We start from the raw sequence: 23,134 nt of genomic DNA, 5'->3' as shown, positions 1-23,134 counted from the left end.
GCAGCGGCCCGCGCGCATCATGGTGGCAACAAGCAGGAGGAATGCCATGGGACCCTTTCCCCACGATGCCCCCAAGGCCACGATCAGTGCCGCGAATCCCGCGGGAACGGATGGGTTCGAGTTTGTCGAATACGCCCATCCGGACCCGGCCGTCCTGGACCGCATCTTCCGGCAAATGGGGTTCGCCCCCGTGGCGACCCACAAGACCAAGGCGATCACGCTCTATCGTCAGGGCGACATCAACTATCTGCTGAATGCCGAGGCGGACAGCCATGCAGCCGGCTTTGTCGCGGAGCATGGCCCCTGCGCGCCGGCCATGGCGTGGCGGGTGGTGGACGCGCAGGTCGCCCTGAAGCGCGCGTTGGAGCTTGGCGCCACCGAATATACCGGCCCTGGCAAGTCGATCGAGGCACCGGCTGTCCTGGGGATCGGCGGGTCGCTTTTGTATTTCATCGACCGCTATGGGAACGCGGGCAGTGCCTATGACACGGACTACGACTGGATCGGCGAGGCCGACCCGCGTCCCGAAGGGTTCGGCTTCTTCTATCTGGATCACCTGACCCACAACGTGATCCGCGGCAACATGGACACGTGGTACAAGTTCTATCACGACACGTTCAACTTCCGCGAGATCCGCTTCTTCGACATCAAGGGCAAGCAGACCGGGCTGGTCAGCCGCGCCCTGACATCGCCCTGCGGCAAGATCCGCATCCCGATCAACGAGAGCACCGACGATCACAGCCAGATCGAGGAATACCTGCGCGAATACAAGGGCGAGGGCATCCAGCACATCGCCATCGCCTCGAACGACATCTATGCGGGGACCGACCGCATTGCCGAGGCCGGGATGGAGTTCATGCCCGGCCCCCCCGACACCTATTACGAGATGTCGCACCGCCGCGTGAAGGACCATGATGAACCGCTGGACCGCATGAAGGCGCGCGGCATCCTGATCGACGGCGAAGGCGTCGTGGGTGGCGGAGAGACGCGCATCCTGCTGCAGATCTTCTCGAAGACGGTGATCGGGCCGATCTTCTTCGAGTTCATCCAGCGCAAGGGCGACGACGGGTTCGGAGAGGGCAATTTCCGCGCCCTGTTCGAGTCCATCGAGGAAGACCAGATCCGGCGCGGCGTTCTCGACGCCACCCCGGCCGAGTAGGGAGGAGCGGCGCGGCGGCGGGGAGGCCGCCGCGCCGATCATCATGGCCTGGACCGATTACAGCAGCGCCCCGGCGCCCGGAACGCGCGTCTGCGCGGCGACCGGGGTCACCGGCGTCCATCCGCTGACCGTCACGACCGACCGCGGGTCGTTCCCGATGATCGTGCTGCGCGACGGCGACGTGCTGCGTGCCTATGTGAACGCCTGTCCGCACCAGTACCTGCCGCTGGATTACCGCGGCGATACGCTGCTTTCTGCGGATGGATTGCGGCTGCTGTGCACCGCACATGGCGCAAGCTTCGACAAGTCGACCGGCAGCGTCGTGGCCGGTGCGGAATGCGGGCTGGATGCGGTCCCGATCATGCAACAGGGCGACCACATCGTGATCGCCCCCTGACAAATTTCATGCGCGGTCCCTGACCGGAATCAGAAGCCAGCCTTGATCTTCTCGAACTCTGCCAACTGGCGCTGACGCAGTTCGGGGTCATTCGGGGTCTGGGCCAGGACCGGTGCGTCGATCTCGGCCAGACCTTCGGCGACGGCGGGTTCGTCGGCGATGGTCGCCATGGCCGCGGCCGAGGTATGGCCATAACCGATCGTGTCCAGCAGCGCCTTGGCGGCCGACGGCTCCAGCCAGGCGTTGATGAAGTCATAGGCCTTGTCTTCGCTGCCCGGACCGTCCTTGACGTTCACGTAGCCGCAGAAGAAGGTCGACGACCCTTCGGCCGGCTCACGCTGAAAGCCCACCGGATAGTTGTCGGCCTGCAGATAGACGACACCGTCGTTCCACGACCAAGCCACGTCCACCGCACCCGACGCCATCAGCTGTGCCTGCTCGGACGGGTCGGCCCAGTAGGCCGCAACATTGACATGCGCCTCGCGCAGCCAGGCGGCGGCGGCCTGGAACTGTTCGTCGGTCACCTCGGACCAGTCGGTCACGCCGGTCGCCAGATAGGCCAGCGCCCAGACATCATCCGAACTGTCGGGCAGCGAGGTGCGGCCCTGATATTTCGGGTTGGTGAAGACGCCAAGGCTGGCCACGTCCTCGGCAGGCACGGTCTCGGTGTTGTAGGCGATGGCGGTGGCGCCCCAGTCGGTGGGGATGAACCACACGCCCTGATCGTCGCGGAACACCTCGCTGTCCAGGAACCGCTCCTCGATCTGCTCGAAGTTCGGGATGCGCGACGTGTCCCAAGGCTCGATCAGGCCGGCATCGCGGTACTTGCCGACCATCTGGCTGCAGGGATGGATCACGTCCGCCTTGAATCCCGACGCGACCTTCTGGAACGCTTCGTCGTCATCGCCGTAGAAGGCATAGGTCGGGCTGTCGCCGTGCTTGTCCACATAGGCCTGGAAGATCGAGGGCTCGTCGAACCCGGCCCAATCGAAAACCGTCAGTTCGCGGTCGGCGGCATAGGCGGGCAGGGCCGCCGCGGCCAGGATGGTGGTGGTCAGCAAGCGCATGAAAACTGGCCTCTCTGTTGTCGGATTTGCGACAACGCTAAGGCGGGCTGCGGGCGCGCGCAAGGGTTTCGCGCGCCCGTGATGGGCCTGTGTGCCTAGCGCATCCGCAACGCGCCGTCGACGCGGATCGTCTCTCCGTTCAGATAGTCGTTCTGGACGATGAAGGCGCAGGTCCGCGCGAATTCGGTCGGATCGCCAAGCCGCTTGGGATAGGTCACCTCGGCCGCCAGGCTGTCCTGCACGTCCGCGGGCAGGCCCTTGAGCATGGGCGTGCCAAAGATGCCGGGTGCGATGGCGCAGACGCGGATGCCCTGTCCCGCCAGATCGCGCGCCAGCGGCAGCGTCATGCCCGCGATGCCGGCCTTGGAGGCGGCATAGGCGGCCTGGCCCTTCTGCCCGTCAAAGGCGGCGATGGACGCCGTGTTCACGATCACGCCGTTCTGGGCGCGCCCGTTCGCGGCCATGCGTTCGGCGGCCAGGCGCAGCACGTTGAAGCTGCCGATCAGGTTGACCTCGATCGTGCGGCGAAAGCTGTCCAGACGGTGCGGACCGTCGCGGCCCAGGGTCTTTTCGCCCACCACCACGCCCGCGCAGTTCACGCAGGCATCGATGCCCCCCATCCGCGCCACGGCATGATCCAGCGCCGCCGTCACGCTGGCCTCGTCGGTGACGTCTGTCACGGCATAATGCGCGCCGATGGCGGATGCGGCTTCGGCCCCCGCCGGGTCGCGGTCCAGCACGGTGACCTGCGCCCCCATGTCGCGAAAATGCGCCGCGGTGGCGGCGCCCAGGCCGGATGCGCCCCCGGTCACGACGGCGCGGCAGTTCGACAGATCCATGATCCCCTCCCAGGATGTTCCGGTCGGGTTCTGGCACGTGGGCGCGCGCGCGCCAAGATCAGTCGCGCAGCAGTTCCGGCCCGCCGGCGATCAGGGGGTCGCGCGTTCCGATGGCGGTCGGATCCTTGCCTGCGTAATCGACCGCGCCCAGAATGGTCTGGATCGCGGCGATCCGGGCGCGGCGCTTGTCGTCCGACCGGATCACGGTCCAGGGCGCGATCGGCGAATGGGACGCCGCCAGCGTGTCGCGGATCGCCACGGTATAGTCGTCCCACCGGGCCAGACCGTCCACGTCGATGCCGCTCAGCTTCCACTGCTTCAGCGGGTCCTTTTCGCGGTCCAGAAAGCGACGCAGCTGTTCGGCGCGGCCCACGTTCAGCCACAGCTTGACCAGGATGATCCCGTCGTCGACCAGCATCTGTTCGAACCCCGGCAGCTGGCGAAAGAACGCCGCGCGCTGCGTGTCGGTCGAAAACCCGAAGACCCGTTCGACCACGCCGCGGTTGTACCAGCTGCGGTCGAACAGGGCGATCTCTCCGGCGCCGGGCAGCCAGTCGACATAGCGCTGGAAATACCACTGGCCCGCCTCGCGCTCGTTCGGCTTGGGCAGGGCCACGATGCTGGCCGACCGGGGGTTGAGGTTTTCGCGCACGCGCTCGATCGTGCCGCCCTTGCCGGCGGCGTCGCGCCCCTCGAACAGGACCACCAGCCGCTTTCCGCTGTCGATCACGTCATGCATCATGCGAACCAGCTGCATCTGCAATGCAGCCATCTGCGGTTCGTATTCGGCCTTGGGCATCTCTGCGCTGTAGGGGAAGTCCGGGTCCAGGATGTCCTTGGACGACGCCTTCTGAACCGCCTTGCGGATCGGCGCGGGGGCCTCGTCCTGCAGATAGGCGGTGATCTTGCCCACCAGGGGCAGGTCCGGCAGTTCGGCGCCCATGTGCTCAGCCCTCTCCGATGCGCGACATGTCGTACCATGTCGTCTGATAGATCTCGTTGATCCAGTTACCGTAGAGCAGGTGCGCATGGCTGCGCCAGCGGTTCGCGGGCGCCCGCGTCGGGTCGTCGCCGGGATAATAGTTGGCGGGCACGTTCACCGGTTTCCCCGCCGCGACGTCCCGGTCGTATTCCTCCTTGAGGGTGGTGCTGTCATATTCGAAATGGTTGAAGACATAGAGGGCGCGGTGCCCCGGATCGGCCAGCAGGCAGGGCCCGACATCGGCGCTGGCCAGCAGGGTGGTCAGCGCCGGGCGGGCGTCGACGTCGTCCTGACGCACCTCGGTCCAGCGGCTGACCGGGACCAGCACCTCGTCCGAGAACCCGCGCAGATAGGGCGAGGCCGGCGCCAGATTGGTGTGCCGGAAACAGCCGAACGCCTTGGCGGGCAGGGGATGCTTGGGCAGGCCATGGAAATGCGCCGCCATCGCCATGCCGCCCCAGCAGACCCCGAAGGTCGAATGCACATGGGTCTGCGTCCAGGCAAAGACGCGGGTCAGTTCGTCCCAATAGGTCACGTCCTCGAACGGCAGATGCTCGATCGGTGCGCCAGTGATGACCAGGCCGTCGAACTTCTCTCCCCTGGCCTCGACGTCGCGGAACGGTCGATAGAAGCTTTCCATGTGGTCGGCGGCGGTGTTACGGCTTTCATGGTCCGACATGCGGATCAGCTGAAAGTCGATCTGCAGCGGCGTGGCGCCGATCAGCCGGGCGAACTGGTTCTCGGTCTGGATCTTCTTGGGCATCAGGTTCAGCAGCGCGATGCGCAGGGGACGGATGTCCTGGGTCGCGGCACGGCCCGGCGACATGACCATCACCCCTTCCTGGGACAGGATGCGATAGGCGGGCAGGCTTTCGTTCAACGTGATGGGCATGTCAGCTATCCTTGCGCGCGATGGCGGTCGCGATCAGGTCGGTGAAGTCGTCAGGGGTGCGGATCTGCGCCACCTCCTCGGCCAGGATGGTGACGCCGCGCCGGGCCATCGCCTCATAGCGCGGCTGGCGATGGGCCAGCGCCCGGGCATAGGTCCAGCGGATGAAGTCATCGGGGTTCACCTGGTCAGCCTCCAGCCCCTTTTCCACGCGATAGGCGATCCAGGCGCGTTCTAGGAATTGCGGCTGGTAATACATCGGCTTCGGCGCGCGGTCGAAGCGGCGGACCAGTTCGGCGGTATGCGCGTCGCTGCCCTTGATCCAGACCAGCAGCAGGTCGCGCGACAGGGCGGTCAGGACCGGGTCGTCGGGATCGTCCGGATTCACGACCTCGCAGATCGAGCCGCCGCTGTCGCAGACGAAATGCGGCGTGCCATAGATGTCGCCGGCGCGGTCCATGAAATGTCGGGTGTCCAGAAGCGAGGCGATCTCGGCCCGGCGATGCTGATCCTGGCGCTGGCAATAGGCGTCGAAGGGCAGCCCCCCGCGCGACGGGCTGCCGGGCTTGCCCAGATAGGTGGACAGCGGCGCCAGGTTGTCGAAGGTGATGTTGCTGGCGATATGCACGCTGTCAGACATCAGCAATTCGCGCAGAAACGGCACCTTCATCGCCTCGCGCTTGAAATTGTCGGCGATGTATTCACCCATGTAGCGCGTGCCGATCCGGTAATCGACGCTGTAGTGGAACCAGTCGCCCGTGTCCCGCAGCATCGAGGCCAGATAGGTCTTGCCTAGGCCGGACATGCCGAAAAGCACGACCCGCTTGCCCGCGGCGGCCCGCCATTCATCCGCGCTGCCATAGATCATCCGATGCCCTTTCCCTGCTCGGCCCCTAGGTAATCGCATGCGTGCGGCATGGAAAGAGGCCGACCGCACGGGCGTACCAAGCCGCGTCGCGCAGGACGCTGTGCGTCCCGCGCAGGCCGGGGGGCCAGCCCCCCGGACCCCCCGCCGTCACGATATTCCGCCAGTTCGTTGCGCATCGTCGGCCTGGCCCCGGCGCAGGGGCGTTTGGACGATGTCGCCGCCCACCACCACAGGGTTGACGTCCAACGAAAAACGGCCCTGTCACGGAGACAGGGCCGATCGGTGATGAAGAACGGTCAGGCGGCGATCAGAAGCTGTAGCCGATGCGGATGCCGATCCCCAGTAGGTCGCTGTCCTCCATCTGTGCACGGGGTTCGCCGCCGGTCTGGGGACGCGCGTCGCCCAGCTTGGAGTAGTTGATCCCCGTGGTGATCTTCATGTTGTCCATGGTGTAGACGGCGGCCAGCGTCAGGCCGAGGCGACCGTTGGTCGGCGCCAGGGGCGAGACCAGATCATCGTTCTCTGGCTCGTAGACCAGCGCTGCGGAGCCGGACCATGTCTCGTTGAACTTGCGGCCGACGCCGAGCGTATAGGTCGTCGTGTCCTCCAGCGACACGAGGCCGTCCGTGACGTTGAAGCCCAGCGGATCCGTCGCGGTGGGTGCGCGGGAGAAGATGCGCGGGTTCACGGTGAACTCCGACCAGTTGACCCAGCGGATGCTGCCGAAGACCAGCGTGTCCGCAGCGACGCCGGTCTGCGCTTCGAGGGTCAGCGATTCCGGGGTGTCGACGGTCGTGGTGGAACGTCCCAGGATGGTGCCGTTCACGCTCTCGACCGTGTCGAACTGATGTTCGACCTTGGAGTTGTAGGTCAGCGAGACGCGACCCGCGATGTCGGGAATCTCATAGGCTGCACCGACCACGAAGCCGACGCCCCAGTCCTGGTCCAACTGCACGTTGTAGCCGCTGATCGGACCATAGGCCGCGCCGCTCAGCGTCACTTCGGCATCGGCGCGCGAGCCGCGCAGGCCGCCATGGAAGGACAGGTTATTGGGCAGCTTGTAGCGCATCAGGGCGGTGACGGTCGTCGAATCGACGCGCGCTCGGGTGCCGCCCAGCAGGAACGATCCCCCATCGGCGGCAGGGGTGTAGGTCACGTCCGCGCCGAAGGGCTGTTCGATGATCAATGCGGCCGACAGCGCGTCGTTGAACTGGTGCTTGTAGCCCAGGCCCACGAACCCATAGCCGTTTGCCACGTCACCCGTGTCACGCTGCGGGATCGGTGCGCCCACGGGAGGGCTGTCCGGGCCTTCGACGGTCGGGTCGGCGCCGCCGAAGCTGAGTTCCGCGTAATTGCCCTGTTCGAACAGGATGTTCAGTGACTGGGGCGCGCGTTCGATCCCCCCGGCCAGCAGTGGCGCGGTTCCCGCCAGCAGCGCGGCCATGCTCGTGATTGCGAATTTCATGTCATCCTCCCTCGGTCGGGCGAACCGCCCCCGGAACCCACCGTAGCGCACGAACGTTATCGATCAATTACCCAAACACGCTGACGTGACGTCCGCGTCATGTCTGCCCGTATGCCGTGTCGTCCGTGCAACGCCTGCGTGCGGGCTGGACAAAGCGGACAGGGCGTGAAAGGGGAAACTGCCAAACGAGATTGCCGCAAGGACACCCCCCATGCAGATTCGTGAGGCCCTCACATTCGACGACGTTCTACTGGTTCCGGCAGCATCGACGGTGCTTCCCTCGACCGCTGACGTGACCACCCATGTCACCCGGTCGATCCGGATGAACATTCCGCTGCTGTCATCCGCCATGGACACGGTCACCGAAAGCCGCATGGCCATCGCGATGGCGCAGGCCGGCGGCATGGGCGTGATCCACCGCAACCTGACGACCGAGCAGCAGGCCGACGAGGTCCGCCGCGTCAAGCGGTTCGAGAGCGGCATCGTCTACAACCCGATCACCCTGACGCCGGACCAGACCCTGGCCGATGCCAAGGCGCTGCAGGACCGATACAACGTCACCGGCTTTCCGGTCGTCGATGCGGACGGACGCGTGCTGGGGATCGTGACCAACCGCGACATGCGGTTCGCCAGCGACATGCGCACCCCGGTGCGGGCGATGATGTCGTCGGACAACCTGGCCATCCTGCGCGAACCGGCCGACCGGGCCGAGGCGATCAGCCTGATGAAGGCGCGCCGGATCGAAAAGCTGCTGGTCACCGACGGGTCGGGCAAGCTGACCGGCCTTCTGACGCTGAAGGATACCGAAAAGGCCGTGCTGAACCCGCAGGCCTGCAAGGACGACCTGGGCCGCCTGCGCGTGGCGGCAGCCTCCACCGTGGGCGACGAAGGCTTCGAGCGCAGCTGCGCGCTGATCGAGGCCGGCGTGGACATGGTCGTGATCGACACGGCCCACGGCCATTCCGCAGGCGTCGCGCGCGCAGTCGAACGGGTCAAGGCGTTCCGCGAGGGCGTGCAGGTGGTTGCCGGCAACGTCGCCACGACCGAGGCTACGCGCGCGCTGATCGGCGCAGGCGCGGATGCGGTCAAGGTCGGCATCGGGCCGGGCTCGATCTGCACCACGCGGATCGTGGCGGGCGTGGGAGTGCCGCAGCTGACCGCGATCATGGATGCCGTGGCCGGTGCGGGCGACATCCCGATCATCGCTGACGGCGGGATCAAGTTCAGCGGCGATTTCGCCAAGGCCATCGCCGCGGGCGCCAGCTGTGCCATGGTCGGCAGCGCCATCGCCGGCACCGACGAAAGCCCCGGGGAGGTGATCCTGTACCAGGGCCGCAGCTTCAAGTCCTATCGCGGGATGGGCTCGCTGGGCGCGATGGCGCGCGGATCGGCCGACCGCTATTTCCAAAAGGACGCGGCCAGCGACAAGCTGGTCCCCGAGGGGATCGAGGGGCAGGTGCCGTACAAGGGGACGGCCAACGCCGTGGTGCACCAGCTGGTCGGCGGCCTGCGCGCCGCGATGGGCTATACCGGCTGTGCCACTGTCGCCGAGATGCGCACCAACTGCCAGTTCGTCCGTATCACCGGGGCAGGGCTGAAGGAAAGCCACGTCCACGACGTGCAGATCACGCGCGAAAGCCCGAACTACCGTCTGGGCTGAACGTCGGCCTCACAGCGAAAAGGCGGCCCCCGCAAGGAGGCCGCCTTTGTCATGGGCGGTCGGGGCGCACGGATGCACCCCTGCCGGATCAGGCCGCGATGTCGAAGCGGTCGGCGTTCATCACCTTGACCCAGGCGGCGACGAAATCACGGACGAACTTCTCGGCGTTGTCGTCCTGAGCATAGACCTCGGCATAGCTGCGCAGGATCGAGTTCGAGCCCACGGTCACGTCCACGCGCGACGCCTGCCAGCGGACGGCGTCAGTCTTGCGGTCGCGGATCTCATAGACCTCGGCGTCGCCTTGGGCCTTGGTCCAGCGGTTGGCCATGTCCGTCAGGTTGACGAAGAAGTCCTGCGTCAGCGCGCCTTCACGGTCGGTCAGCACACCCAGCTTGGACCCGCCATGGTTGGCACCGATCACCCGCAGCCCGCCCAGAAGGACGGTCATCTCGGCCGCGGTCAGGCCCAGCAGCTGCGCACGATCCAGCAGCAGCTCCTCGGCGTTGACGGCGAAATCGGCCTTCAGCCAGTTGCGGAACCCGTCATGCACCGGCTCCAGCGCGTCGAAGGATGCCGCGTCGGTCTGCTCATCGGTCGCGTCGCCGCGGCCGGGGGCAAAGGGCACGGTGATCGCGTGGCCCGCCGCCTGCGCGGCCTTCTCGATGCCGACATTGCCAGCCAGCACGATGACATCGGCCAGGGGGACGCCGGCCTCATCGGCGATGGGCTGCAGGACGGACAGGACGCGGGCCAGACGCTCGGGTTCGTTGCCGGCCCAGTCCTTCTGCGGGGCCAGACGGATGCGGGCGCCGTTGGCACCGCCGCGCAGGTCGGACCCGCGGAAGGTCCGCGCGCTGTCCCAGGCCGTGGCCACCATCTCGGCCACGGTCAGGTCGGTCGCCACGATTCGCGCCTTGAGGCCCTCGACGTCGTAATCGGTCCGGCCGGCGGGAACCGGGTCCTGCCAGATCAGGTCCTCGGACGGCACGTCGGGCCCGACATAGCGTGCCTTGGGACCCATGTCGCGGTGGGTCAGCTTGAACCAGGCGCGGGCGAAGGCGTCGTCGAAGCTGGCCGAATCGGCGATGAACTTCTCGCAGATGGCGCGATAGACGGGGTCCACCTTCATCGCCATGTCCGCGTCGGTCATGATCGGCATGGTCTGGATCGACGGATCCTCGACATCGGCGGGCATGTCCTCGGGCTTGATGTCCACGGGCTCCCACTGCCAGGCGCCTGCGGGCGACTTGCGCAGCTCCCACTCATGGCCGAACAGCATGTCGAAATAGCCCATGTCCCACTTGGTGGGATTGCTGGTCCAGGCGCCCTCGATGCCGCTGACCATCTGGTCGCGGCCGATGCCGCGGCGGCCTTCCTGCGCGTTCCAGCCCAGGCCCTGCTCGTGCAGCGCCGCGCCTTCTGGCTCGGCGCCCATGTTTTCGGCCCGGCCGTTGCCGTGGCTCTTGCCGATTGTGTGGCCGCCGGCGGTCAGGGCGACGGTCTCCTCGTCGTTCATGGCCATCCGGGCAAAGGTCTCGCGGATGTGCTGGGCGGTGGCCGCCGGGTCGGGCTGACCGTTCACGCCCTCGGGGTTCACGTAGATCAGGCCCATCTGCACGGCGGCCAGCGGGTTCTCCATCGTGTCGGGCTTGGTCACGTCCGCATAGCGGCTTTCAGATCCCTCCAAGAACTCCTTCTCGGCGCCCCAGTAGATGTCCTTCTCGGGATGCCAGATGTCCTCGCGGCCAAAGGCGAAGCCGAAGGTCTTCAGACCCGCCTGCTCATAGGCGATGGTCCCGGCCAGCACGATCAGGTCGGCCCAGCTGATCTTGTTGCCGTACTTCTTCTTGATCGGCCACAGCAGGCGGCGACCCTTGTCGGTGTTGTTGTTGTCGGGCCAGCTGTTCAGCGGCGCGAAACGCTGGTTGCCGGTGCCCGCACCGCCCCGACCGTCGCCAAGGCGATAGGACCCCGCCGCGTGCCAGGTGACGCGCGCGAACATGCCGACATAGCTGCCCCAGTCGGCGGGCCACCACTCCTGGCTGTCGGTCATCAGGGCGCGGATGTCGTTCTTCAGCGCCTCGACGTCCAGCGACTTCAGCTGTTCGCGATAGTTGAATTCGGGGCCAAGCGGGTTCGTCTTGCGGTCATGCTGGTGCAGGATGTCGAAATTCAGCGCACTGGGCCACCAGTCGGTGTTCGACGCCGCGGTCGAGGTATGGCTGCCATGCATCACCGGGCATTTGCCGGCGCTGTTCATCGGGTTGCCGTCCATCATCATCTCCATCTTGCGGGCCATGCGGGCGGTCCGGCGGCATTCCGCGGACCGGTCGCATCGCGGGCGATTCGTCATGGCCAGACAGTAGCTTGGTCAACGCATCAGGTAAACTTCGATTAACTGATCGACACCGTCAGGAATGCTGATGGGGCTGGCCCGGTCCTTTGTCATCATGATAGGCAAATGACCTGACAGATCAGCCAAGGGCACCCATGACCCATCACACCCTTTTCGGACGGGCGACATCGTGACGCCCGCCGCCCGCATCAGCGCCGCCATCACCGTTCTGGACCAGATCCTTGCCGGCAGCCCCGCGGAACAGGCGCTTTTGCGCTGGTCGCGTGCCAGTCGCTTTGCGGGGTCGGGCGACCGGGCCGCCCTGCGCGATCTGGTCTTCGGTGCCCTGCGGCAGCGAGACAGTCTTGCCGCCTTGGGCGGGGGTCTGACGGGGCGGGGGCTGATGATCGGCCATGTCCGCCAATCCGGTCCGTCGCTGGACGCGATCTTTACCGGAGAAGGCCACGCACCGTCACCCCTGACGGAGGCCGAGGCCGCCGTGGTTCCCCCCGACCCGCTGCCCGACGACCTGCCCGACTGGTTGCGCCCGGCCTGGCGGCAGGCCCTGGGCGATCAGGCCGATGCCGTGGCGCTGGCCATGACGCAGCGTGCGCCAGTCTGGCTGCGCGTGAACGGGTCGCGCGCGACGCCCGAACAGGCGGCGGCGGTGCTGGCCGCCGACGGGATCACGGTCGAGGCCGCACCCCAGCTTGCATCGGCCCTGCGGGTCGTGTCGGGCGACCGCCTGGTCGCGCGGTCCAGCGCCTATCTGGACGGCCTGGTCGAGTTGCAGGACCTGTCGCCGCAGATGGCCTGCGCGCGGCTGTCATTGGCTCCCGGCCTGCGGGTCCTGGACTATTGCGCGGGGGGCGGCGGCAAGGCGCTGGCCCTGGCCGCGCGGCAGCCTGGCATGCAGGTGTCCGCCCATGACGTGGCCCCGGCCCGCATGGCCGATCTGCCCGCCCGCGCCGCCCGCGCGGGGGCCAAGGTCCAGATCCAGACGCAGCCGCGCGGGACGTTCGACCTGGTGGTCGCCGACGTTCCCTGTTCCGGATCAGGGACATGGCGGCGGACGCCCGACGCGAAATGGCGTCTGACCGCGGCGCAGTTGAGCGACCTCGTGGCGCTGCAGGCCCGCATCCTGGATCAGGTGGCGGCACTGCTCGCGCCCGGCGGTCTGCTGGCCTACATGACCTGTTCCGTTCTTGAGGCCGAGAACGGCGATCAGGTGGACGCGTTCCTGTCGCGCCATCCCGGTTTCCGGCGCATCGACCAGCAGGCATGGACACCCCTGACCGGGGGCGACGGGTTCTTTCTGGCCCAGCTGCGACAGGGTTAACGCAAATTTAAGCAAAGCCACGTTACCCTGCGCAGGATCGGACGGAACAAGGGACGATTCGCGATGGCGCATCTTGACGAACAGGCGGGCCTGCCGCGCGGGGCGCTAGCGGCGCTGCCGCTGCTGCTGGCGCCGATGGTGCTGGGGGCGGCCGTGCTGATGGCGCGACCGGGCGCCGCGACCGGGACGGCGGCCGTGCTTGCCTCGACGGTCGCGGTGGCGTGGTACCTGCTGGGAGGCGCGGTCGCCGTGGGCCATCTGGCGCGCGGACTATCGGCCCGCAAGGCCCTGCGCGCCATCAGGGGAGAGGTGGCGACAGCCGCCGACCCGATCTGGATGTGCGATGCCCGCGGCCAGGTGCTGTTCCAGAACGAGGCCGCCCGGACCGAGTTCGAGGACCTGACCGGTCGCCCGGTCCTGTCGCTGATCGCGCGCCTGCGCGCCGATGCCGAAGGGCAGCTGGCCGACCTGACCGCCCGTGCGCTGCGGGTGGGCAATGCCGATCTGGAACTGGCCGAGGGAGAGATCCTGTCGCTGTCCTGCCTGCCCGACGCGCCGCTGCAGATCTGGTCGCTGCACCGCGCCGGGGTCCAGCCTGACGGGTTCGAACTGGCCCTGGCGATGGAGGAGGACCAGCCCCCCGCCGATGATTTCGACGCCATTCCCGTCGCGCTGCTGCGTCTGGCGACCGACGGCCGCATCTGCCGCGCCAACGCCGCGGCCCGTCATCTGCTGGACGGCATGCTGGCGGACGAGGGCCAGAACCTGGCCGAACTGCTGGAAGGACCCGGGCGCCCGCTGGCGGACTGGCTTTCCGACATGTGCGCCGGGCGCGCCACCAACGGAACGGAAATGCTGCGCCTGCGCCACCCCGACAGCCGCCAGGGAGAGATGCGCGACCGCTATTTCCAGCTGTCGCTGGCGCGCGATCCGGCCGAGGCTGGCCGCATGATCGCCGTGCTGACCGATGCCAGCGCCCTCAAGACGCTGGAGGCGCAGTTCGTGCAAAGCCAGAAGATGCAGGCCATCGGCCAGCTGGCGGGCGGCGTCGCGCATGATTTCAACAACCTGCTGACCGCGATCAGCGGGCATTGCGACCTGCTGATGCTCAAGCGCGACAAGGGCGATCCGGATTATGCCGACCTGGACCAGATCAGCCAGAACGCCAACCGCGCGGCGGCGCTGGTCGGACAGCTGCTGGCGTTCTCGCGCAAGCAGACGCTGCGGCTGGAGACGCTGGACCTGCGAGACACGCTGGCCGACCTGACCCACCTGCTGAACCGGCTGGTGGGGGAACGGGTGGGCCTGACCATCACCTACGATCCGGCGCTGCGCGCCATCCGCGCCGACAAGCGGCAACTGGAGCAGGTCATCATGAACCTTGTCGTCAACGCCCGCGATGCCATGCCGCAAGGCGGCGACATCACCGTGCGCACCGAAAACCTTCACCTGTCCGAGGCGATGACCCGCGACCAGGTCACGCTGCCCAAGGGCGACTATGTCCGCATCATCGTGCGCGACCACGGCTGCGGCATCGCGCCGGATCATCTTGGCAAGATCTTCGAGCCGTTCTTCACCACCAAGCGCACGGGCGAGGGGACGGGGCTGGGCCTCTCGACGGCCTATGGCATCGTCAAGCAGACCGGCGGCTTCATCTTCTGTGACAGCGTGCTGAGCGAAGGGACGACCTTCTCGCTCTATTTCCCGGCCCATGCCCGCGCCCAGGTCGCGGCGATTCCCGCCGCGCGTTCGGCCCCCCGGCCCACCCCGCAGCTGCAGACCGGCCCCAAGGCGACCGTGCTGCTGGTCGAGGACGAGGCGCCGGTCCGCGCGTTTGCCGCGCGTGCCCTGAAGCTGAAGGGGTATGACGTCCTTGAGGCCGGATCGGGAGAGGCCGCGCTGAGCCTTCTGGAGGGGCGCGACGGTCCGGTCGACATTTTCGTCACCGATGTCGTGATGCCCGGCATGGACGGCCCCACCTGGGTCCGCGAGGGGCGGCGGATGCTGCCTTCCGCCAAGGTCATCTTCATGTCCGGATATACCGAGGACATCTTTGTGGACGGACAGGTGCCCATTGCAGACGCATCGTTCTTGGCCAAGCCGTTCACGCTGACCGAGCTGACGCAGATGGTCGAGATGCAGCTGACGCGCCCCTCGGGCAGCGACCGGCTGCACTGACGCGCGGATCAGCTGCGGCTGTGCAAGGACGCGTATACGTCCAGGTCGCGGGCCATCGCGTGGCGCAGCTGCGCCTCGGCCGGTTCGGGCAGATGGACGTCGACACTGGGCGGCACGTTGATGCGCGGCAGCTCGATCGCGCAATCAAGTCGCGTCTCCAGGAAATCCACGAAGCTGGCGATGTCCTCGTAGCGGAAGATGCAGTCGACGCGATGATCGCCGTCCGTCAGAAACGCGCTCTGGCTGCCGATTTCGGGGTGCTGGCCTGCGGCGTAACGCGTTGCGAAACCGGAAAAGCTGATGCCGTCCATGGCATGGCGCGGATCGTCATGATCGTCGCGCAGCTTGAAGCGGTACCAGCTGCGCAGCCAGTCCACCGGCTCTCTCATCAGGGCGACCGTGGTGAAATCCGCACCGGTCTGCGCGGAAAGCCACGGGCCGACGAAACGGCGATAGGTGGCGATATCCGTGTGCTTGAGCGCGTCCGGTCGCAGCAGCGACGCAGAGGCCAGCGACTCGAGCGCAACCTCGATCGCCGTCGAGCCGGCCTTGGGCGTGGCGAGAAACACCAGCCTCTGGTCCCAAAATATCAGCATGCCTGTCGTCCGATCATGGTGTTGCAGATGCACGGAGGCGTTGGATAGCGGGCCCGCCAAAGGCTGTAAACGCTTTGTTAACCCTGTCCGCGCGATGCTGGCGCAGACGAATCGACAATCGTCCACAACATCCTTGAAAACCGGTTAAGGATGACGCATCTAGTGGTGAACAAGACAAGAACATCCGGTCGGTCGAATTGATTGCCCCGCCCGGAGGGCTGTGAAATAACGTGGGGATCACATGGCACAGGCGAGCATCTTCGACATGACGGACAAACGCGCGGCGGACAAGCAGAAGGCGCTGGACAGCGCCCTGGCCCAGATCGAACGGCAGTTCGGCAAGGGCTCGATCATGAAGCTGGGCAAGGACAATCCCGTGGCCGAGATCGAGTCGACCTCGACGGGGTCGTTGGGTCTGGACATCGCGCTCGGCATCGGCGGCCTGCCCAAGGGCCGGATCATCGAGATCTTCGGGCCGGAAAGCTCGGGCAAGACGACGCTGACGCTGCATGTCGTGGCCGAGGAGCAGAAGAAGGGCGGCGTCTGCGCCTTCGTTGACGCGGAACACGCGCTGGACCCGCAATATGCTAAGAAGCTGGGCGTGAACCTGGACGAGTTGCTGATCAGCCAGCCCGATACGGGCGAGCAGGCGCTGGAGATCGTGGACACGCTGGTGCGGTCAGGCGCGGTCAGCTTGGTCGTGGTCGACTCGGTTGCGGCGCTGACGCCCAAGTCCGAGATCGAGGGCGACATGGGCGACATGCAGATGGGCAGCCAGGCCCGCCTGATGAGCCAGGCCATGCGCAAGCTGACCGCCAGCATCGGGCGTTCGAACTGCATGGTGATCTTCATCAACCAGATCCGCATGAAGATCGGCGTGATGTTCGGCAACCCCGAGACCACAACAGGCGGCAACGCGCTGAAGTTCTATGCCTCCGTTCGTCTGGACATCCGCCGCACCGGCGCGGTCAAGGACCGCGACGAGGTCGTGGGCAACGCCACCCGCGTCAAGGTCGTTAAGAACAAGGTCGCGCCCCCCTTCCGGCAGGTCGAGTTCGACATCATGTACGGAGAGGGCATCAGCAAGGTCGGCGAACTTATCGACCTTGGCGTCAAGGCCGGCGTGGTCGAGAAGTCGGGCGCCTGGTACTCCTATGGTGACGAGCGCATCGGCCAGGGCCGCGAGAACGCCAAGCAGTTCCTGCGCGACCGCCCCGAGGTGGCCTTTGCCATCGAAGACAAGATCCGCGCCAGTCATGGCCTGGAATTCGGCGTCGGCGAAGGGTCGGACAGCGGCGACGACGACTCGCTGACCGAATAAGGTCGCTGCCATCACGACGACGGGCGCGGGGGAGACCCTGCGCCTTTTCGCATGCCGGTTGCTGGACAGGGCAGCGGCCGAGCGATAGACCATCGGCAGCCCGGCTTGGCCGGAGACACTTTTGCGATGAAGGCCCGCCATGCCCAGTCTGAATGACATCCGCTCGACTTTCCTTGGCTATTTCGAAAGGAACGGCCACCGGGTCGTGGACAGCAGCCCGCTGGTCCCGCGCAACGACCCCACGCTGATGTTCGCCAACTCTGGCATGGTGCAGTTCAAGAACCTGTTCACCGGGGTCGAGACGCGCGACTACAACCGCGCGACCACCGCGCAGAAATGCGTTCGTGCCGGCGGCAAGCACAACGACCTGGACAATGTTGGCTATACGGCGCGGCACCACACGTTCTTCGAGATGCTGGGCAACTTCAGCTTTGGCGACTATTTCAAGGACCAGGCGATCGCGCATGCCTGGGAGTTGCTGACCCGCGATTTCGCGATCCCCAAGGATCGCCTGCTGGTCACCGTCTATCACACCGACGATGAGGCCGTGCAGATCTGGAAGAAGGTCGCGGGCCTGTCCGACGACCGCATCATCCGTATTCCGACATCGGACAATTTCTGGCAGATGGGCCCGACCGGTCCCTGTGGCCCCTGCACCGAGATCTTCTTCGATCATGGTGACAAGATCCCCGGCGGCCCTCCGGGCAGCCCGGACGAGGATGGCGACCGCTTCATCGAGATCTGGAACCTGGTCTTCATGCAGAACGAGCAGTTCGAGGACGGCTCGATGCGCGCGTTGGACATGCAGTCCATCGACACCGGCATGGGGCTGGAGCGGATCGGCGCACTGCTGCAGGGCAAGCACGACAACTATGACACCGACCTGATGCGGTCGCTGATCGAGGCCTCGGCCCATGCGAGCAGCGCGGATCCCGACGGGCCGGGCAAGGTGCATCACCGGGTAATCGCGGATCACCTGCGGTCGACCAGCTTCCTGATTGCGGACGGGGTGATGCCCTCGAACGAGGGCCGTGGTTACGTGCTGCGCCGGATCATGCGCCGCGCGATGCGCCATGCGCACATGCTGGGCGCGCAGGACCCGGTCATGCACAAGCTGGTGCCCGCATTGGTGCGCCAGATGGGCGCGGCCTATCCGGAGCTGACACGCGCGCAGGCGATGATCGAGGAGACCCTGCGGTCCGAGGAAACGCGGTTCCGCCAGACGCTGGACCGGGGTCTGCGCCTGCTGGACGACGAACTGGCGCGCCTGCCCGAAGGGGCCGACCTGCCGGGCGAGGCCGCGTTCAAGCTGTACGACACGTTCGGATTTCCGCTCGACCTGACCCAGGACGCACTGCGCGAAAAGGGCCGCGCGGTGCAGACCGAAGGGTTCGACGCGGCGATGGCGGAGCAGAAGCGCATGGCCCGTGCCGCATGGTCGGGTTCCGGAGAGGCCGCGGATGCGACCATCTGGTTCGAGCTGGCCGAAAAGCACGGCGTCACCGAGTTCCTGGGCTATGACACCGAGGAGGCCGAGGGCCAGATCACCGCGCTGGTGATCGACGGCGCCGACGCGGTCGAGGCGGGCGAGGGGGCCAAGGTCGCCATCGTGGTGAACCAGTCGCCCTTCTATGCCGAAAGCGGCGGGCAGGTCGGCGATCACGGCCTGATCCGCACCGACACGGGCGCGGCACGCGTCACCGACACCAAGAAGGTTGCCGGCGTCTTTATCCATCAGGCCCAAGTCACGATGGGCACGATAAGCCGTGGCCAAGGGGCGCAGCTGTCGGTCGATCACGACCGCCGGTCGGCGATCCGCGCGAACCACTCGGCGACGCACCTGCTGCACGAGGCGCTGCGCGGGGCCCTTGGCGATCACGTCGCACAGCGGGGCAGCCTGAACGCGCCGGACCGGCTGCGGTTCGACTTCAGCCACAATCATGCGGTCACCGCCGAGCAGCTTGCGGCGATCGAGGCCGAGGTGAACGGCTATGTGCGCCAGAACAGCCCCGTCGAGACCCGGATCATGACGCCTGACGATGCACGCGCCTTGGGGGCGCAGGCCCTGTTCGGCGAGAAATACGGCGACGAGGTTCGCGTCGTGTCGATGGGCGCGCAGCCCGGCAGCGGCAAGGGCGCCGATGGGGCGACCTATTCGTTGGAGCTGTGCGGCGGCACGCATGTCGCGCGGACCGGCGATATCGGGGCGTTCGTGCTGTTGGGCGACGCGGCCTCCAGCGCGGGTGTCCGGCGGATCGAGGCGCTGACCGGACAGGCGGCGCTGGCGCATCTGCGCGATGCGGACAGCCGCCTGGCCGAGATCGCGGGCATCCTCAAGGCGCAGTCCGCCGAGGTGGTGACCCGCGTCCGCGCGCTGGCCGACGAACGCAAGGCGCTGGCCAACGAGGTCGCGCAGCTGAAGCGGCAGCTGGCGATGGGCGGCGGTGACGAGGCCGAGGAGATCGCGGGTGTCAAGTTCATCGCCCGCAAGGTCGATGGCGTGGGCGGCAAGGAACTGGGTGCGCTGGTCGACGAGATGAAGGCATCCCTGGGCAGCGGCGCCGTTCTGGTGCTGGCCGAGGATGGCGGCAAGGCCACCGTGGCCGCGGGCGTCACGCCCGATCTGACCGGTCGCATCAGTGCCGTGGCGCTGGTGCAGGCTGCGACCGCGGCACTGGGCGGCAAGGGCGGTGGCGGCCGCCCCGACCGGGCACAGGGTGGCGCGCCCTCTCTGGCGGCCGCGGAAACGGCGTTCCAGGACGCCCGCAAGATCATCGAGGACAGCAAATGACAGCGCTTTGGATTGCCCATGTGACCGTGACGGACCCGGACGCCTATGGCCTTTATGCCAAGGCGGCGGGCCCTGCGATCGCCGCCCATGGCGGTGTGTTCCTGGCCCGCGCCGGCCGCTATCACGTGCTGGAGGGGGCGGACCGCGCCCGCCACGTGGTCGCGCGGTTCCCGTCACTTGATGCGGCCGTTGCCTGTTATCACAGCACCGAGTACCAGGCGGCGCTTGCGCATGCCAAAGGGGCCAGCGAACGCGATCTTGTAATCGTGGAAGAGGCCGCACCCCCCACGGAATAGGTGAAACCTTCAGACTTTCGTGCTAGTCCTGTCACAAAAGAGACGTGAAGGGGCAGGGCATGTGTCGTTGGGCCGCCTATCTGGGCGCACCGATCTTTCTGGAGGATATCGTCAGCCGGCCAGCGCATTCGCTGATCCGGCAGAGCCAGGGTGCAATGCGGTGCCATACGCCGGTGAATGCCGACGGCTTCGGCATCGCGTGGTACGGCGAACGTCCCGAACCTGGGCTGTACCGCGATGTCATGCCGGCCTGGTCCGACCCGAACCTGCGCAGCCTTGTGGCGCAGGTGCGGTCCGGCCTGTTCATGGCGCATGTGCGGGCGTCGACGGGGACGGCGACCAGCCGCAACAACTGTCATCCCTTTGCCGTCGGTCGATGGAGCTTCATGCATAATGGCCAGTTCGGCGGCTATGACGCCTTCCGACGTCATGCCGACGTGCTGATCCCGGACGAATACTATCCCCACCGCAAGGGCGCGACCGACAGCGAGGCGCTGTTCCTGGTCGCCCTGGGATGCGGGCTGGACCAGAACCCCAAGGTTGCGATGGAACGGGCGCTTGGGCTGTTGGGCACATTGGCGCGTCAGCGCGGCTGCGCACCGCATGTCCGCGCCGCCTGCGCCCTGTCGGACGGAGAGCGGCTGTACGCGCTGCGCTACAGCAGCGACGATCAGGCGCCGTCGCTGTACCATCGGTGGTCGGAAAGCCGTCAGGGCTGGGCCGTCGTGTCCGAACCGCTGGAGAGCGACGAGGCGGACTGGACCGAGGTTCCCCCCGGCAGCTTCTGCACGTTCGAGCGTGGCCGGGTCGAGGTCGTGCCGTTCTGCCCCGAACCGCTCAGCGCGGCCGCCTGACCCTTACGGACGGTCGGTCATCGCATCGGGGGCCGCGGGCGCGGCCTCGGGCTGGGGCAGGCGGCGCAGTTCAGGATCGACGCTGTGCGGGCGGCGGAACACCAGCACATTATGATAGACCGTGGTGCGCCCGGTCAGGCCGCTGCGCTCCTCGCTTGGCAGGACATCGGCGCGCACGTATTCCCAGCCCTCGGCCGACATGCGGTTCAGCTCTGCCGTCAGCGACAGGGCATACCGATCGGTCGGCGTCTTTGCCTCGCGGGCCTTCTCCGTCTTGGTCGGCGCGGGGATGACGGAATATTCAAAGCGCATGTCGGCGTCCTGTCGCGATGGGATAAGGGTCACAGAGCCAGTTTCCGGGCGACCATGTCGTTGACGGCGGCGGGATTCGCCTTGCCGCCGGTGGCCTTCAGCACCTGGCCCACGAACCAGCCCGCCAGCTTGGGGTTGGCGCGCGCCTTTTCGACCTGGGCGGGGTTGTCGGCAATGATCTGATCGACCGCAGCTTCGATCGCGCCAAGGTCGGTGACCTGCTTCATGCCGCGTTCCTCGACGATCCGGGCGGGGTCGCCGCCTTCAGTCCACAGGATCTCGAACAGGTCCTTGGCGATCTTGCCGGAAATCGCGTCCGACGCGATCAGGTCGATCACGCCACCCAGCTGCGCGGCGGACACCGGAGAGGTCGCGATGGTCAGACCTTCCTTGTTCAGGCGGCCGAACAGCTCGTTGATGACCCAGTTCGCGGCCATCTTCCCGTCGCGGCCCGATGCCACGGCCTCGAAGTAGTCGGCGTTCTCGACCTCTGCGGTCAGCACGCCCGCATCATATTCCGACAGGCCCATGCCCTGCACGAAGCGGGCCTTCTTCTCATCGGGCAGTTCGGGCATGGATGCCGCGATGTCATCCACCCAGGCCTGCTCGATCTCCAGCGGCAGAAGGTCGGGGTCGGGGAAGTAGCGATAATCATGCGCCTCCTCCTTCGACCGCATCGACCGCGTCTCTCCCTTGTCGGGATCATAAAGGCGCGTCTCCTGGACGATCTTTCCGCCATCCTCAAGGATCGCGATCTGGCGCCGGGCCTCATAGTCGATGGCCGCCTGGATGAAGCGCATCGAGTTCATGTTCTTGATCTCGCAGCGCGTGCCCAGATGGCCGAAATCGCCGGTCTCCTGGAACCGTTCGTAATCGCCGGGCTTGCAGACGCTGACGTTGACGTCGGCGCGCAGGTTGCCGTTCTGCATGTTGCCGTCGCAGGTGCCCAGATAGCGCAGGATCTGGCGCAGCTTGACGACATAGGCGGCGGCCTCCTCGGGGCCGCGGATGTCGGGGCGGCTGACGATCTCCATCAGGGCGACGCCGGTGCGGTTCAAATCGACGAAGGACATGGTCGGGTCCATGTCGTGGATCGACTTGCCCGCGTCCTGTTCAAGGTGGATGCGCTCGACGCGGACGCGGCGGGCGACGCCGGGGGCCATGTCGACGATGATCTCTCCCTCGCCCACGATGGGGTGATACAACTGGCTGATCTGATAGCCCTGCGGCAGGTCGGGATAGAAATAGTTCTTTCGGTCGAACGCGCTGCGCAGGTTGATCTGGGCCTTCAGGCCAAGGCCGGTGCGGACCGCCTGCGCCACGCAGAATTCGTTGATGACCGGCAGCATGCCCGGCATGGCCGCATCGACGAAGGCCACGTTGCTGTTGGGCTCGGACCCGAAACGGGTCGAGGCGCCGGAAAACAGCTTGGCGTTCGATGCGACCTGGGCGTGAACCTCCAGCCCGATCACCAGCTCCCAATCGCCTTGCGCGCCTTGGATCACTTTCGGCTGCGGGGCGGTGAAGGTCAGGTCAAGCATGGCGGGCCTCTTTGGCGGCAAACGGTCTGGCGGCGGTTTTAGGGCAAGGCTGCGGCATTGTCACGGCCCCGCCCGCCACTGCCGCGCGAATCATCATGGGCGCCGTGCAATGCGTAAAATTCGAATGAACGGCGGCGTTCGTCCAAGGCCGTCGGCGGATTTCCGACCATCTGCCTTTCGCGTCGCGGCAGGTTCCCGCCGAGGCAAATCCTTCTTCTTGCAGGATATTCGACACACGCTATGGC

At 66.6% G+C, this 23,134-nt stretch carries 19 protein-coding genes; 9 read left to right on the top strand and 10 right to left on the bottom strand.

Annotated elements, in window-relative coordinates; translation table 11 throughout:
* Positions 1–46 precede the first annotated feature (46 nt).
* Entirely contained in the window at positions 47–1,159 is a 1,113-nt protein-coding gene (gene hppD / locus PRL19_RS13925; RefSeq protein ID WP_273743309.1) for a 4-hydroxyphenylpyruvate dioxygenase, read from the top strand.
* Between the two features lie 43 nt (positions 1,160–1,202).
* Positions 1,203–1,556 carry a Rieske (2Fe-2S) protein gene (locus PRL19_RS13920; RefSeq protein ID WP_273743308.1) on the top strand — a complete coding sequence of 118 codons (354 nt, stop codon included), beginning with the start codon at positions 1,203–1,205 and terminating at the stop codon, positions 1,554–1,556.
* 29 nt (positions 1,557–1,585) lie between these two features.
* Here the strand turns inward: PRL19_RS13920 and PRL19_RS13915 are convergent, their stop codons facing one another.
* The 6 genes from PRL19_RS13915 to PRL19_RS13890 form a co-directional block, all read right to left on the bottom strand.
* On the bottom strand, positions 1,586–2,623 hold the full coding sequence (locus PRL19_RS13915) for an ABC transporter substrate-binding protein (protein ID WP_273743307.1): 1,038 nt from the start codon (positions 2,621–2,623) through the stop codon (positions 1,586–1,588).
* A gap of 95 nt (positions 2,624–2,718) precedes the next feature.
* Positions 2,719–3,462 carry an SDR family NAD(P)-dependent oxidoreductase gene (locus PRL19_RS13910; protein ID WP_273743306.1) on the bottom strand — a complete coding sequence of 248 codons (744 nt, stop codon included), beginning with the start codon at positions 3,460–3,462 and terminating at the stop codon, positions 2,719–2,721.
* A gap of 58 nt (positions 3,463–3,520) precedes the next feature.
* Complete coding sequence (gene ppk2, locus PRL19_RS13905) at positions 3,521–4,405, bottom strand: polyphosphate kinase 2 (RefSeq protein WP_273743305.1); 885 nt, start codon at positions 4,403–4,405, stop codon at positions 3,521–3,523.
* Positions 4,406–4,409: 4 nt separating this feature from the next.
* Complete coding sequence (locus PRL19_RS13900; protein ID WP_273743304.1) at positions 4,410–5,336, bottom strand: homoserine O-succinyltransferase; 927 nt, start codon at positions 5,334–5,336, stop codon at positions 4,410–4,412.
* Position 5,337: 1 nt separating this feature from the next.
* Entirely contained in the window at positions 5,338–6,201 is an 864-nt protein-coding gene (locus PRL19_RS13895) for an ATPase (RefSeq protein WP_273743303.1), read from the bottom strand.
* Between the two features lie 307 nt (positions 6,202–6,508).
* The gene (locus tag PRL19_RS13890) at positions 6,509–7,666 is read right to left on the bottom strand and encodes an outer membrane protein transport protein (RefSeq protein WP_045981236.1); all 1,158 of its coding nucleotides are present in this window, start codon (positions 7,664–7,666) and stop codon (positions 6,509–6,511) included.
* Between the two features lie 211 nt (positions 7,667–7,877).
* Here PRL19_RS13890 and guaB point away from each other — a divergent pair, with 211 nt between their 5' ends.
* A complete protein-coding gene (guaB, locus tag PRL19_RS13885) occupies positions 7,878–9,326 on the top strand; it encodes an IMP dehydrogenase (protein WP_045981235.1) in 1,449 nt (482 codons plus the stop codon).
* An 88-nt stretch (positions 9,327–9,414) separates the two neighbouring features.
* On the opposite strand, the gene katG is transcribed toward guaB, so the two are convergent.
* A complete protein-coding gene (gene katG / locus PRL19_RS13880; RefSeq protein WP_273744514.1) occupies positions 9,415–11,601 on the bottom strand; it encodes a catalase/peroxidase HPI in 2,187 nt (728 codons plus the stop codon).
* Between the two features lie 250 nt (positions 11,602–11,851).
* On the opposite strand from katG, the gene PRL19_RS13875 reads away from it, so the two are divergent.
* Both PRL19_RS13875 and PRL19_RS13870 read left to right on the top strand, forming a co-directional pair.
* Positions 11,852–13,000, top strand: a complete 1,149-nt coding sequence (locus PRL19_RS13875) for an RsmB/NOP family class I SAM-dependent RNA methyltransferase (protein ID WP_273743302.1) — start codon at positions 11,852–11,854, stop codon at positions 12,998–13,000.
* Between the two features lie 63 nt (positions 13,001–13,063).
* Complete coding sequence (locus PRL19_RS13870; RefSeq protein WP_273743301.1) at positions 13,064–15,178, top strand: ATP-binding protein; 2,115 nt, start codon at positions 13,064–13,066, stop codon at positions 15,176–15,178.
* A gap of 8 nt (positions 15,179–15,186) precedes the next feature.
* Here the strand turns inward: PRL19_RS13870 and PRL19_RS13865 are convergent, their stop codons facing one another.
* Positions 15,187–15,774, bottom strand: a complete 588-nt coding sequence (locus PRL19_RS13865; RefSeq protein ID WP_045981232.1) for an alpha/beta hydrolase — start codon at positions 15,772–15,774, stop codon at positions 15,187–15,189.
* Positions 15,775–16,015: 241 nt separating this feature from the next.
* Here PRL19_RS13865 and recA point away from each other — a divergent pair, with 241 nt between their 5' ends.
* The 4 genes from recA (at position 16,016) to PRL19_RS13845 (ending at position 21,036) form a co-directional block, all read left to right on the top strand.
* Positions 16,016–17,095: a recombinase RecA gene (gene recA, locus PRL19_RS13860; RefSeq protein ID WP_045981231.1), complete on the top strand. Its 1,080-nt coding sequence runs from the start codon at positions 16,016–16,018 to the stop codon at positions 17,093–17,095.
* A 139-nt stretch (positions 17,096–17,234) separates the two neighbouring features.
* Positions 17,235–19,886 (top strand): alanine--tRNA ligase, encoded by a 2,652-nt coding sequence (gene alaS / locus PRL19_RS13855; protein ID WP_273743300.1) that lies wholly within the window; start codon positions 17,235–17,237, stop codon positions 19,884–19,886.
* Positions 19,883–20,182, top strand: a complete 300-nt coding sequence (locus PRL19_RS13850) for a DUF1330 domain-containing protein (RefSeq protein ID WP_045981229.1) — start codon at positions 19,883–19,885, stop codon at positions 20,180–20,182. Before alaS ends, PRL19_RS13850 begins: the two co-directional genes overlap by 4 nt.
* A gap of 59 nt (positions 20,183–20,241) precedes the next feature.
* Positions 20,242–21,036 (top strand): class II glutamine amidotransferase, encoded by a 795-nt coding sequence (locus PRL19_RS13845; RefSeq protein WP_045981228.1) that lies wholly within the window; start codon positions 20,242–20,244, stop codon positions 21,034–21,036.
* A gap of 3 nt (positions 21,037–21,039) precedes the next feature.
* Here PRL19_RS13845 and PRL19_RS13840 read toward each other — a convergent pair whose 3' ends face one another.
* On the bottom strand, positions 21,040–21,348 hold the full coding sequence (locus PRL19_RS13840; protein WP_045999071.1) for a DUF4177 domain-containing protein: 309 nt from the start codon (positions 21,346–21,348) through the stop codon (positions 21,040–21,042).
* Positions 21,349–21,377: 29 nt separating this feature from the next.
* Positions 21,378–22,889: an Asp-tRNA(Asn)/Glu-tRNA(Gln) amidotransferase subunit GatB gene (gatB, locus tag PRL19_RS13835; protein ID WP_045999072.1), complete on the bottom strand. Its 1,512-nt coding sequence runs from the start codon at positions 22,887–22,889 to the stop codon at positions 21,378–21,380.
* Between the last annotated feature and the right edge of the window lie 245 nt (positions 22,890–23,134).

It is taken from the genome of Paracoccus marcusii (genome assembly GCF_028621715.1).
GTDB lineage: Bacteria > Pseudomonadota > Alphaproteobacteria > Rhodobacterales > Rhodobacteraceae > Paracoccus > Paracoccus marcusii.
Note: the sequence above shows the minus strand (reverse complement) of the source record. Positions and strands in the feature narration are given on the sequence as shown.